Origin of the sequence: Phaeacidiphilus oryzae TH49, assembly GCF_000744815.1 — a bacterium.
GTDB lineage: Bacteria > Actinomycetota > Actinomycetes > Streptomycetales > Streptomycetaceae > Phaeacidiphilus > Phaeacidiphilus oryzae.
In genome coordinates this window covers 5,044,111-5,056,241 of sequence record NZ_JQMQ01000005.1, presented here as the reverse complement: position 1 = coordinate 5,056,241, position 12,131 = coordinate 5,044,111, and the positions used below count along the sequence as shown (strand labels likewise).

Sequence of the window (12,131 nt, the reverse complement as noted above, 5' to 3'; positions counted from 1 at the left end):
GGGCCCCGGACGGACCCGCCGGGCTCACCCGGGGCCTCGTGCGGCCACCGCGAGGTGGCGTGCGTCGCCGAGGACGGCGACGTCGCCCTGGGTGTCCGTCCGAAGGACCGTCGCGCCGCCCGCGTGCAGCGCGAAGACGGTGGACGGCGCCGGGTGGCCGTAAGGGTTGCCGAGCCCGCAGGAGATCAGCGCGACCCGCGGCCGCAGCGCGGCCAGCAACGCCGGATCCTGTCGTGCGGAGCCGTGGTGGGCCACCTTGAGGACGTCCACCGGCCCCAGCCCGCCCGGCAGGGCGCCCTGCGCCGGCGGCTCCAGATCGCCCAGCAGCGCCACCCGCAGTCCCCGTACCGTCAGCAGCAGCGCCACGCTCGCGTTGTTCGGCGTCCGCTGCTCGCCCCTCAGCTCCTCCTCCCCCGGCGGCCACAGCACCTCCCACCGCAGATCGCCGAGCGCCCGGCGCTCCCCCGGCACGGCACGCTGGACCGGCACCCCGGCCGCGCCGGCCCACGCCCGCAGCCGCCGCGCCTCGCCGGCCGGCTCGTCCAGCGAGGTGGTCTCGATGGCGCCCACCGACCGCCCGTGGAGCACCCCGGGCACCCCCTCGGCGTGGTCCGCGTGGAGGTGGCTGAGCAGCAGCAGCGGCACCCGCCGCACCCCCAGCCGGCGGAGGCAGCCGTCCACCGCGCGGGGGTCAGGACCGGTGTCGACGACCAGCGCGGCGTCGGAGTCCGGGCCGGCCCGGATCACGATCGCGTCGCCCTGCCCGATCGCGCAGGCGACCAGGTCCCAGCCGGGCGGCGGCCAGCCGGTGAGCAGCCGCACCACCGGCGGCGGCCGGAGCAGCGCGGCCAGCAGCACCAGCCCCAGCGCCACCGGCAGCAGCCAGTGCCGCCGCAGCACCGGCAGCGCCCACACCGCCGCGCACACCACCCCGGCCAGCAGCAGCGCCCCGGCGACCCCGCCCGGCCAGGCCACCTCCGCCCCCGGCAGTCCGGCGGCGCGGCGGGCCACCCAGGTGATCCAGGAGGCGGGCAGCGCCCCCAGCCCGGCCGGCACCCGGGCCGCCGTCAGCGAGACCGGTTCGAGGGCCAGCGCGCCCAGTCCGAGCAGGGTGGCCGGGGCGACCGCGAACTCGGCGAGGAGGTTGCACGGGATCGCCACCAGGCTCACCCGCGAGGCCATCACCGCGAGCAGCGGCGCGCAGCAGGCCTGCGCGGCCGCGGCCGCCGCCAGCGGTTCGGCCAGCCGCTCCGGCCAGCCCCGGGCGGTCAGCGCGGCGGCCCAGCGCGGGCCCAGGGTGAGCAGCCCGGTGGTGGCCAGCACGGAGAGGCCGAAGCCGTAGGACCTGGCCAGCCACGGGTCGGTGACCAGCAGCACCAGGGTCGCCCCGGCCAGCGCCGGCAGCGCGTGCGCCCGGCGGCCGGTGGCCAGCGCCAGCAGGCCCACCATTCCGGTCGCGGCGGCCCGCAGCACGCTCGGTTCCGGTCGGCAGAGCACCACGAAGGCGACCGTGAGCGCGGCCCCCGCCGCGGACGTCCCGCGCAGCGGCAGCCCCAGGCCGGCCGCCAGCCCGCCCCGTTCCGGCGTACGGGCCCGCCCCGGCGGGCCGATCAGGATGACCAGCAGGATGGACAGGTTGCCGCCGCTGACCGCCGTGAGGTGGGACAGGTCCGCGGCCCGGAACACCTCCGACAGATCCTCGGTGAACCGGCTGGTGTCCCCGACCACCAGCCCGGGGAGGAGCGCCCGCGGGTCGGCCGGCAGCCGCTCGGTGGCCCGCAGCAGCCCGGCCCGCAGCCGGCCGGCGATCCGCTGCACGGTGCTCGGCCCGGCGACCACCTCCGGGGGCGCCCGGGTGGTGAGCCGGGCGGCGACCGGCGTCCCCGGCAGCGGGGGGCCCACCCGGGCGGTCATCCGCAACCGGGTCGACGGCAGCAGGCCCAGCCACCGAGCGGACGCCGGGCCCTGGACGGTCACCGTGACGGGGGTGCGCACCGACTCCCGGCCCACGGCCTCCACCCGCCCGTCGAGCACCACCCGGGGCGGCCCGCCGCCGCCGTCCGGCCCGCCCCGGCGCCGCGGGTCGGTGGTGACCCGCAGGACCAGCTCGGCGTAGTCCTGACGGCGTGCCAACTCCGGTACCGGGCCGCGGTGCAGCTCGCCGAGGCTCAGTCCGGCGCTGAGCGCCGCCGCGCCCGCGCTCAGCAGCAGCCCGCAGGCCGCCCACCGCGCGCCGCCGGCGAACAGCGTCCCCGCGCCGATCGCGACCACCGCGCAGATCAGGCAGACCGGCAGCGGCTCGGGCGGGTCGGCGAGGAGCGCCCAGGCGACCCCCCAGGCGGCCAGCGCCGGGCCGACCAGGCGGGCGTCCAGCGTCCGCTCCGCGCCGGAGGACGGCCCGCCCCGCGTCCGGCTACGCCCTTCCGTCTTCACGGCCGGACCAGGTTCCTGAGGTCGGCGAACCGCCGCGCGCCCAGTCCGGGGACCTTGCGCAGCTCGTCGACGGAGCGGAAGCCGCCGTGCCGGTCGCGGTACTGGAGGATGCGCTGGGCGAGCACCGGGCCCACCCCGGGGAGGCCGTCCAGCTGCTGAACGGTGGCGGTGGAGAGGCTGACCGGGCCGGCGGCAGCAGCACCGGCGGCACCGGCGGCACCGGCGGCGGAGCCGGCCGCTCCACCGCCCGGGGCCTCGGCCGATCCGGCGGCCGGCGCCGGCTGGCCGACGACGATCTCCTCGCCGTCGGCCAGCCGCCGGGCCAGGTTGATCGCCGTGAGGTCGGTGCCGGGCAGCGCGCCGCCCGCGGCGGCCAGGGCGTCCTCGACCCGCGCCCCCGGCGGCAGCGCGTGCACCCCCGGCCGGGCCACCCGCCCCGCCACGTCCACCACCAGCGCCGCTCCGGAGGGCGCACCGGCGGTCACCGCCCCGCCCGCGGCTCCGCCGCCTCGCGCCACCGCCACCGGTCCCGGCCCCGGTCCCGGCATGCCGGCGGCGGTGGCGACCGGCTGCCGCTCCGGTACGCCGACCGGCTCCGGCCGGCCCAGCCAGAAGTGCTGCACGGCGTAGCAGGAGGCCAGCACGACCAGTACGGCCAGGCCCACCATCGCCCGCCGGTCCAGGTCGCAGCGTTCCAGCAGGGCCAGCCGCATCCGGCCAAGGGCGCCGGGGCGGGGGCGGAGCCGACGGCGGTCCGACCCCAGCGCGGGCCCGTCGGGCCCGTCGGGCCCGTCGGGTTCGTCGTGCTCGCCGCGCGCGAAATGCTCATCGGGCCCGAAGTGCTCGCCGGGCTCCGCCGACTCCTCGGGCTCGTCGAAGGCGGCGCCCGGCCGTCCCCGTGGAGCCGGGGCGTCGAAGAGGGTGGCCATCCGGCGGCGGACGAGGTCGGCGTTCTCGCGGCGGGCGGCGGCGCCGGCGGTCAGCGTGCTGTTCATGCTGAGGAAGCTAGGCCGCCCCGGGACGCTGCGGGCGACAAGTCTCGGGCCCTGTGGGCGGCCCTCAGGGTGTGGGTAATCCCGTCACTCGAAAGGCTTAACGGGGGGCGACCACCACGGCCAGCAACCCGGGCCCGGCGTGGGCGCCGATCACCCCGCCGACCTCGGAGACCTGGAGCTCGGCCAGTTTGGGGATCCGCCCGCGCAGCCGCTCCGCCAGCTGCTCGGCCCGCTCCCCGGCGGTCAGATGGTGGATGGCGACGTCCACCTCGTCCTGTCCGGCGCGCTCGACCGCGATCTCCTCCAGCCGGGCGATCGCCCGGCCGGCCGTCCGCACCTTCTCCAGCGGCTGGATGCTGCCGTCCGCGAGGTGCAGCAGCGGCTTCACCGCGAGCGCCGAGCCGAGCATGGCCCGGGCCGCGCCGATCCGCCCGCCCCGGCGCAGGTACTCCAGGGTGTCCACGTAGAAGAAGCCGGCCGTGGCCGCCGCCCGCTTGGCCGCGGCGGCGGCCGCCTCGTCCACCGAGCCGCCCGCCTCGATGGTCTCCGCCGCAGCCAGCACGGGGTAGCCGAGCGCCATCGCGACCATCCGGGTGTCCAGCACCCGCACCGGCACCGGCGCGTGGGCGGCGGCCAGCCTGGCCGCCTCGAAGGTGCCGGAGAGCTCGGCGGAGAGGTGGAGGGAGAGGATCTCGGCGGCGCCCTCCTCGGCCGCCTCGCGGTAGGCCGCGGCGAAGGCCTCCGGGCCCGGGCGGGAGGTGGTCACCGCGGTCCTGTGCTGCAGCGCCTCGGCGATCCGGGCCGGCTCGGCGCCGGGACTGCCCTCGACGCGGACGTCCTCGCCGATCACCACGCTGAGCGGGACCACCCGGATGCGATGGCGGTCCCGGGCCTCCTGGGGGAGGTAGGCCGTGGAGTCGGTGACGACGGCGACGGGCGGAGCGGGGACGGGCATGTTCGCGAGACTACCCGCACCCGGCGTGCACCGGACAGGCCAGCCCCGGGCGAGTCAGGTAAGGAAGTTGCAGGTGGGAAGGGGGAGCGTGGAGGTGGCCGGGATGCGCGCGCGACACGACTGACGCTTCGTCAGCTTCTCCGCGCCTGCTTCAGGTCAGAACGTGCGCCCGAGGGACGGCCGGCCGGCGCGGGGGCCGGGCTCAGGTCTGCTGCTGTCCAGGGGTCTGCGGGCGGTCGCCGCGCCGCCTGACGAACCGGCCGAGCCCCAGCTCCTCCGCGGCGCTCAGCCAGCCGGCCGGCGCGCCGCCGAGTGCCTGCCGCCGCTCGCCACCACCGTCGGGGACGCCGTCGTCGCCTGCGCGGCCGTCGCCTGCGCGGCCGTCGCGCCCGGCGCCGGGGCCTCCGGAGTGGGTGGCCGCCTCGTCCCGCGGCCGCTGCTGCCGGTCATCGACCGGGATCCAGTGCCGCAGCGCCCCGGCCTCCGCGGCGATCTCCTCGTCCAGGCGGCCGAGCTCCTCGTCGGCCCACCGGCTGCGCCGGTCCTGCGCGGCGGTACGCAGCGCGGTCGCGGAGCCGACGATCCGCCGCACCCGCTCGCGCAGCGCCGGGATCCGGTCCGCGGACTCCGCGCCGGGACGCCGCTCGACGTCCCGCAGATCGTCGTCGACCACCCGGGCGTGCTCCTCCAGGCGGTCCAACAGCTTCACCGAGTCGGCGAGTTGGGGATCGCCGGGGGCGGCCGACTCCAGCACCCGGCGGGCCGCGAAGAGCGAGGCCCGCAGCTCCGAGCGGAGGGACGCGGCCTGGCCCCTGGGCCCCGGGCGGGTGAAGGAGCGCGCCTTCAGCGCCGCCTCCTCGACCGCCCGCCGGGCGTTGGCGCCGTGCTGCTCGACCTGGCGCTGCACGGCCTGCTTGACCTTGACCACCGCGACGGCGACGGCGGCCACCACCGCGATCACGATCAGCAGCAGCACCAGACCCGCGATCTCGCCGCCACTCATCCCCGGCCTCCTCCATGACGTGCGGCCGCCGATCCCGGCGGCCCCATCCCCACGGTAGCTCCGGCCGGGTCCCCGGGCATCGCCCTGAGGTCGGACCGCGCGACCGGGGCCGCGTCAGGGACGACCCTGACCCGCGCCGGGCACGGCCAGGGCCCCCGCGGTGACCGTGATCACCACGGGGGCCCTGAGGGTCCCCTGCCGCCGGCCCTACGCCGGGACGATGTTGACCAGCTTGGGAGCCCGGACGATCACCTTGCGGATGTCCGCGCCGCCCAGCGCCCGCCGCACCGCCTCGTCGGCCAGCGCCGCCGCCTCCAGCTCGGCCTCGGAGATCTCCGGGGAGACCTCCAACCGGGCCCGGACCTTGCCCTTGATCTGGACCACCGCGGTGACGGTGTCCTCGACCAGGTAGCGCGGATCGGCCTCGGGCAGCGGCTGGTGGGCCAGCGACTGCTGGTGGCCCAGCTTGGACCACAGCTCCTCGGCGATGTGCGGGGCCAGCGGGGCGACCAGCAGCACCAGCTGCTCGGCCACGCTCCGCGGCGTCGAACCCCGCTTGACCAGGTGGTTGTTGAGCTCGATGCACTTGGCCACGGCGGTGTTGAAGCGCAGCCCAGCCATGTCGGCCCGCACCCCGTCGATGGTCTTGTGGAGGAACCGCAGGGTCTCGGTGTCCGGCTCCTCGTCGGTGACGACGACCTCGCCGGTGTCCTCGTCGACGACGTTCCGCCACAGCCGCTGCAGGAAGCGGAAGGAGCCGACCACGGCCCGGGTCTCCCACGGCCGGGAGACGTCCAGCGGGCCCATCGTCATCTCGTACAGCCGCAGGGTGTCGGCGCCGTAGTCGCGGCAGATGTCGTCCGGGGCGACCGCGTTCTTCAGCGACTTGCCCATCTTGCCCATCTCGCGGCGGACCGGCTGCCCCTCGAAGAAGAACTGCCCGTCGCGCTCCTCCACCTCGGCGGCCGGGACCGGGAAGCCCCGCTCGTCGCGGTAGACATAGGCGGTGATCATGCCCTGGTTGAACAGCTTGTGGAAGGGCTCGCTGGAGGAGACGTGGCCCAGGTCGTGCAGCACCTTGTGCCAGAACCGCGAGTACAGCAGGTGGAGCACGGCGTGCTCGGCGCCGCCGACGTACAGGTCGACGCCGCCCGCGCGCTTCTGCGGGCTCGGGCCCATCCAGTAGTTCTCGTTGACCGGGTCGACGACCTGCTCGGCGTTGTCCGGGTCTACGTAGCGCAGCTCGTACCAGCAGGAGCCGGCCCAGTTGGGCATGGTGTTGGTCTCGCGGCGGAACCGCCGCTTCCCCTTGCCGTCGCCCAGGTCCAGCTCGACGTCCACCCAGTCCTCGCGGCGGGAGAGCGGGGTCTCCGGCGCGGTGTGCTCGTCCTCCGGGTCGAAGGTGCGCGGCGAGTAGTCGTCGATCTCCGGCAGCTCGACCGGCAGCATCGAGTCGGGCAGCGCGTGGGCGACGCCGTCCTCGTCGTAGACGATCGGGAAGGGCTCGCCCCAGTAGCGCTGCCGGCTGAACAGCCAGTCGCGCAGCTTGTAGGTGACGGTGCCCTCGCCGATGCCCTGCTCGGCCAGCCAGTCGGAGATCTTCTTCTTGGCCTCGACGACGCCCAGGCCGTCCAGACTCACCTGCCCGTTGGCCGAGTCGACGATCCGCGCGTCGTAGGAGACGAAGGCGTCGTCCCAGGTGGACGGGTCGGTCCCGCGGTCGTCGGAGGGCTGGACGACGCAGCGCATCGGCAGCTTGAAGACCCGGGCGAACTCGAAGTCGCGGTGGTCGTGCGCCGGGACCGCCATGATCGCGCCGGTGCCGTAGCCGGCCAGCACGTAGTCGGCGATGAAGACCGGGACCCGCTCGCCGGAGACCGGGTTGACCGCGTAGGCGCCGGTGAAGACGCCGGTCTTCTGCCGGCCCTCGCTCTGCCGCTCGACCTCGGACTTGGCGGCGGCCTGCTTGCGGTAGGCGGCGACGGCGTCGGCCGGGGTCTCGAAGCCGCCGGTCCACTCCTCGGCCAGGCCGGCGGAGCCCGGGGACGGAGCCGGCCAGGCCTCCGGGACGATCCGGTCGACCAGCTCGTGCTCGGGGGCCAGCACCATGTAGGTGGCGCCGAACAGGGTGTCCGGGCGGGTGGTGAAGACGGTGATCTTCTCGGTGCCGGACTCCAGCGCGAAGTCCACCCGGGCGCCCTCGGAGCGGCCGATCCAGTTCCGCTGCTGCAGCTTGATGGCGTCCGGCCAGTCCAGCAGGTCCAGATCGTCGATCAGGCGGTCGGCGTAGGCGGTGATCCGCATCATCCACTGGCGCAGATTGGCCTTGAAGACCGGGAAGTTGCCGCGCTCGGAGCGGCCGTCCGCGGTGACCTCCTCGTTGGCCAGCACGGTGCCCAGGCCGGGGCACCAGTTGACCGGCGCCTGCTTGGCGTACGCCAGCCGGTACTCGCTCAGCAGGTCGGCCCGCTCCACGGCGGACAGCTCGGACCAGGCCCGGCCGTCCGGCACGGCCCGCTCGCCGCTCTCGAACTGGGCGACCAGCTCGTCGATCGGGCGGGCCCGGCCGATCTGCTCGTCGTACCAGGAGTTGAAGATCTGCAGGAAGATCCACTGGGTCCAGCGGTAGTAGGCCGGGTCGATGGTGGCGATCGACCGGCGGGAGTCGTGGCCCAGGCCCAGCGCGCGCAGCTGGCGGCGCATGTTGGCCATGTTGGCCTCGGTGGTGACCCGCGGGTGGGTGCCGGTCTGCACGGCGTACTGCTCGGCGGGCAGGCCGAAGGCGTCGTAGCCCAGGGTGTGGAGGACGTTGTGCCCGGTCATCCGCATGAAGCGGGCGTAGACGTCGGTGGCGATATAGCCCAGCGGGTGGCCGACGTGGAGGCCCGCGCCCGAGGGGTACGGGAACATGTCCATGATGAAGGCGTGCGGCCGCTCGATCTCCGCGGCGCCGTCCGCCGCCGCCAGGTCGCCGACCGGGTTGGGCGCGTCGAAGGTGCCCTCCCGCTCCCACCGGTCCTGCCAGCGGGACTCGATGTCCGCGGCCAGCGCGGCGCCGTACTTGTGGGCCTCGGTGGCCGCAGATGTCGTGTCGCTCATCGTCCTCAGGACTCCAGGGGGTCAGCCATGCGGTCTGCCGCGGAAACTGCCGAAAAACAAAAAACCCCTCACCATGAGGGGTTGCCGCGCTGAATCTCCGTCAGTCGGAGTTCTGTCAGCGCGGCCGGCTAAGGAGCAGGCGCACATTTCGCATGGGCTCAGCGTACCGCAAGGGCTCACCGGGTCGTCCGGCGGGCGGCCGGGACCGAAGGCGCCGGGCGGTCGGCCCCCGGGGTGCGCGCCACCCGGCGGCGGTACTCGGCGAGGGCCGCGGTCACCCGGGGGGAGCGCATCCCCACGTCCAGGGCGCGCGCCTGCTCGGCGGCGCGGCCCGCCTCCTCCGCGCGCCCCAGCCGCAGCCGGGCCTCCGCCAGCCGCACCAGCAGCAGGGCGCGGGAGCGGGCCCGGGCCGGCCCGAGCTCCGCCACCGCGCGGTCCAGATGGCCGGCGGCCGCCTCCGGGTCGGAGATCAGCAGGAGCGTCTCCCCGACCAGCCCGTGGAGTTCCGCCGCGTCCTCCTCGGCGCCCGACCCGGGGCCGGCGCCGGCGAGGGCCGCGAAGCCCTGGTCGGCCGCCGTCCGGGCGGCCTCGGCGTCGCCGAGTCCGGCCCGCGCCCTGGCCAGCCGGCCGTACAGCAGCGCCCGCTCGGCCGGCGGCAGCTCCTCCCCGCCGCCCTCGATCGCGGAGGCCAGCAGGGCCACCGCGTCCCCGGCGTCCGCGATGTAGGTCGCCTGCACGCCGAGGCAGCCGAGTATCCGGGCGCCCAGCGCCCGGTCCCCCGAGACATGCGCCAGCCGCAGCCCGGCCAGCAGGAAGCGCTGCGCCGCCGCGTGCTCCCCGCAGTCGAAGGAGGCCCAGCCGGCCAGCCGGGCCAGATCGGCCGCCGCGGCGTACAGCCTGGCCCCCGTCTCCGGGTCGTAGCGGCCGTACTGCAGCAGCTGCAGGGCGAACCTGGCCTCCTCCCGCAGCGGATCGCGGACCAGGCCGCCGCCGTAGGCCGCGTCCACCCGGGCCTTGCTGCGCACGGTCAGCCGGAGGTCCGCCAGCTGCGGTTCGCCGATCCGCAGCCGGCCCTCCCCCGCCGGCGGCCGGACGGACGGATCGGCCCAGCGCCGGCCCGCGGTGTGGAGGGCCGCGGTGGAGAGGACGTCGCCCGGCTTGTGGAGGCTGACCACCCGCTCGGCGGCCAGCGAGAGCGCGGCCAGCGCGGCCTCCGGCGTCCAGGCCGCCTCCACCAGCGGGATGTCCAGCGAGCGCGGGCCGACACCGTCCCGGCGCTGCCACAGCTGCTCGTAGGCGACCGGGGTGCCGGTGGCCCGGGAGAGCACCTCGCACACCACCCGGCCGTACGGCTCGCGCGGCACCCGGCCGCGGTCGCGCCAGTGGTACGGGGTGGTCGAGTTGATCGCCTGCTGCGAGCCGACCGCCTCGTTGACCTCCTTCGCCAGACGCTCGGGAGACCACCGCAGCTGGCTCAGCAGACGGATCAGCTCCCGGTTCCGCCGGTACGTGAGATCGGCCATGACAGCAAGGTATCCGAAGCGTCGGCCCGGAAACGCCGACGCGGGCCGACCGGCCGTCGAAGTGACGGCCCGTCAGCCCGCGTGGCGGTGCCCGGAGTTCGGCCGATCAGCGGCCGGATCCCGGGTCAGTGCCGGGCGTACGACCAGAGGTAGGCCGCGGTCGGCGAGCCGACCCCGGTGACGTCGTCGTAGCCGCCGGTGGCGGAGAGCGACGCGTCATGGCCGAGAGTGCGCAGCGTGGTGGTGATCCCCTGGCTGGCGTCCACCGTGTTGTTGTAGTCGTTCCGCACCACGGCCAGGCCCTGCGAGCCCAGCGGGTGGTCGGTGACGTCGTGGTACGTCCTGCTGCCGTATCGGGCGTAGATGGCCGGGTCGGCGAAGCCGAGCGGGTGCCCGGCGGCCTGCTGGGCCAGCGCCTGGATGCCGGCGATCAGCGGGCAGGCGAGGCTGGTGCCGCCGATCCGGTACTCGCCGTACTTCACCGAGCCGTCCGGGTAGGTCTGGGTGATCCCCTCCAGGAAGCCGGTGTTGGGGTCGGCGACCGCGGCGATGTCCGGCACCACCCGGTTGCTGCCGCCGTTCGCCCCGGAGAGCGAGGACGGCACGACGCCCCTCTGGTAGAAGGGCTCCGCGGTACGGGCGCTGGTGCCGCCGCCGGCTCCGCCGTGGAAGGCGCCGGGCAGCTGCCAGCTCTTCCCGTCCGCGGAGAGCGGCGCCATTCCGGTGCCCCAGCCGGTCTCGAACTCGTACCTGCCGCCCTTGCCCGCGGCGAGCGAGGTGCCGCCGACGGCGGTCACCCAGGACAGCGAGGCCGGCATGTCGGACTGCTTGGTGCCGGTGTTGGCCACCTCGTCGCCGTTGTCGCCGCTGGAGAAGTAGAAGCCGATGCCCTCCAGGGCGCCCTTCATGAAGGTCTGGTTGTACACCGCGTCCAGCGACGGGTCGCTGGCGGCCTCGGGCTCGCCCCAGGAGTTGGAGACGATGTCCGCCAGGTGGTTGTCCACCACCGTGTTCAGCGCGTCCACCAGGTCCGCGTCGTAGCAGGAGGCGGCGCCGACGTAGGTCACCCCGGCCTTCGGGGCGATGGCGTGGACGGCCTCCAGGTCCAGGGTCTGCTCCCCGTACCAGCCGGAGGCGCCGCAGCCGTTCGAGTCGGTGCCGGTGTGGGTCCACTTGGCGGCGTCGACGTGGGTCAGCTGGCCGCCGCCCCAGGCCTGGTCGCCGTTGCGGGAGGCGTAGGTGCGGACGTCCTTGTCGATGGTCGGCGAGTCGTAGGCGTCGATCACCGCCACCTTCACGCCCTGGCCGGTGAGACCGCTTCCGGTGACCCCGTAGGCCGAGCGCAGCTGGCTGCCGGTGTAGCCCTTGACCGTCCAGGACTGCGTCTGGCCGAAGGCCTTCGGCTCGCTGGTCGCCGGGTTCTGCCCGTAGTAGGAGGAGAACGGGCCGGCGTTGACGAAGGCCGCCGCCGGGCCGGGCAGCTTGTCCTGGTGGGTGGCCTTGGTCGGCTTGTCGTTCAGCCCGGTCACGCTCAGCACGTCGCCCGCGATCGAGGCGGGGACGGAGGCCGTACGGGCCGGCGCCCGGTAGGTCGCCCCGCCGGAGGTGCGGTAGTTGTGCAGCGGGGTGGCGAACGCGGTCTGCGCCGCGGCCGCGCTGCCCCGCACGGTCAGGTAGTGGCTGTTCGCGCCGGTGACCGTGAAGCCCGCCTTGGTCAGCCAGGACCGGACCGCGGCTATCTGCCCGGCGGACGGCTCGAAGCGCTGCTTGACCTGCGCCGCCGTCAGGTAGTGGCGGTACGAGGCGGACGACGGGTCGGAGACCTGCTCGGCCAGCGCCGCCAGGTCGGCCTGGTCCCGGCCGGCGAGGTACACCCGCGCGGTCAGCTGCGTGGAGGACGAGACCCCGCCCTGGTCCGCGGAGGACTTCGCCCAGTTCGGATGGGTCCCGCTGAGCGTCGCGCGGGCGGTGTCCGCCTGTGCCGCCTCAGCCGGCCCCGCGGCGGCCAGCGCCGCCGCGAAGAGCGGCAGCGTCGCGCCGATCGCGACCGCGGCTCGGCGCGGCGAGATCCCCCTCCGGGATCTCGCCCGGCCGGATTCCCCGTTCTGCATGCGCCCCCTCCT

7 protein-coding genes are annotated in these 12,131 nt (G+C 75.6%); all 7 read right to left on the bottom strand.

From position 1 onward, the window contains the following. Positions 1 to 24 precede the first annotated feature (24 nt). A complete protein-coding gene (locus tag BS73_RS26070; protein ID WP_235215530.1) occupies positions 25 to 2,433 on the bottom strand; it encodes a ComEC/Rec2 family competence protein in 2,409 nt (802 codons plus the stop codon). Continuing rightward, on the bottom strand, positions 2,430 to 3,428 hold the full coding sequence (locus tag BS73_RS26065; RefSeq protein WP_235215529.1) for a ComEA family DNA-binding protein: 999 nt from the start codon (positions 3,426 to 3,428) through the stop codon (positions 2,430 to 2,432). The genes BS73_RS26070 and BS73_RS26065 overlap by 4 nt, the downstream gene beginning before the upstream one ends. A gap of 97 nt (positions 3,429 to 3,525) precedes the next feature. Then, positions 3,526 to 4,383 (bottom strand): DegV family protein, encoded by an 858-nt coding sequence (locus BS73_RS26060; protein ID WP_037576481.1) that lies wholly within the window; start codon positions 4,381 to 4,383, stop codon positions 3,526 to 3,528. A 202-nt stretch (positions 4,384 to 4,585) separates the two neighbouring features. Then, on the bottom strand, positions 4,586 to 5,386 hold the full coding sequence (locus BS73_RS26055) for a hypothetical protein (protein ID WP_037576479.1): 801 nt from the start codon (positions 5,384 to 5,386) through the stop codon (positions 4,586 to 4,588). A gap of 207 nt (positions 5,387 to 5,593) precedes the next feature. Further along, entirely contained in the window at positions 5,594 to 8,485 is a 2,892-nt protein-coding gene (locus BS73_RS26050; RefSeq protein WP_037576475.1) for a leucine--tRNA ligase, read from the bottom strand. Between the two features lie 176 nt (positions 8,486 to 8,661). Beyond that, positions 8,662 to 10,008, bottom strand: a complete 1,347-nt coding sequence (locus tag BS73_RS35070) for a hypothetical protein (protein ID WP_051940614.1) — start codon at positions 10,006 to 10,008, stop codon at positions 8,662 to 8,664. 125 nt (positions 10,009 to 10,133) lie between these two features. Beyond that, positions 10,134 to 12,119, bottom strand: coding sequence for a S53 family peptidase (locus BS73_RS26040; protein WP_037576473.1), 1,986 nt, complete (start codon positions 12,117 to 12,119; stop codon positions 10,134 to 10,136). Between the last annotated feature and the right edge of the window lie 12 nt (positions 12,120 to 12,131).

What these genes read in the sequence shown, in the direction of transcription:
- BS73_RS26055 (WP_037576479.1), bottom strand. Translation starts at nt 5,386, where the DNA reads ATGAGTGGCGGCGAGATCGCGGGTCTGGTGCTGCTGCTGATCGTGATC.
- BS73_RS26060 (WP_037576481.1), bottom strand. Translation starts at nt 4,383, where the DNA reads ATGCCCGTCCCCGCTCCGCCCGTCGCCGTCGTCACCGACTCCACGGCC.
- BS73_RS26065 (WP_235215529.1), bottom strand. Translation starts at nt 3,428, where the DNA reads ATGAACAGCACGCTGACCGCCGGCGCCGCCGCCCGCCGCGAGAACGCC.
- BS73_RS35070 (WP_051940614.1), bottom strand. Translation starts at nt 10,008, where the DNA reads ATGGCCGATCTCACGTACCGGCGGAACCGGGAGCTGATCCGTCTGCTG.
- BS73_RS26040 (WP_037576473.1), bottom strand. Translation starts at nt 12,119, where the DNA reads ATGCAGAACGGGGAATCCGGCCGGGCGAGATCCCGGAGGGGGATCTCG.
- BS73_RS26050 (WP_037576475.1), bottom strand. Translation starts at nt 8,485, where the DNA reads ATGAGCGACACGACATCTGCGGCCACCGAGGCCCACAAGTACGGCGCC.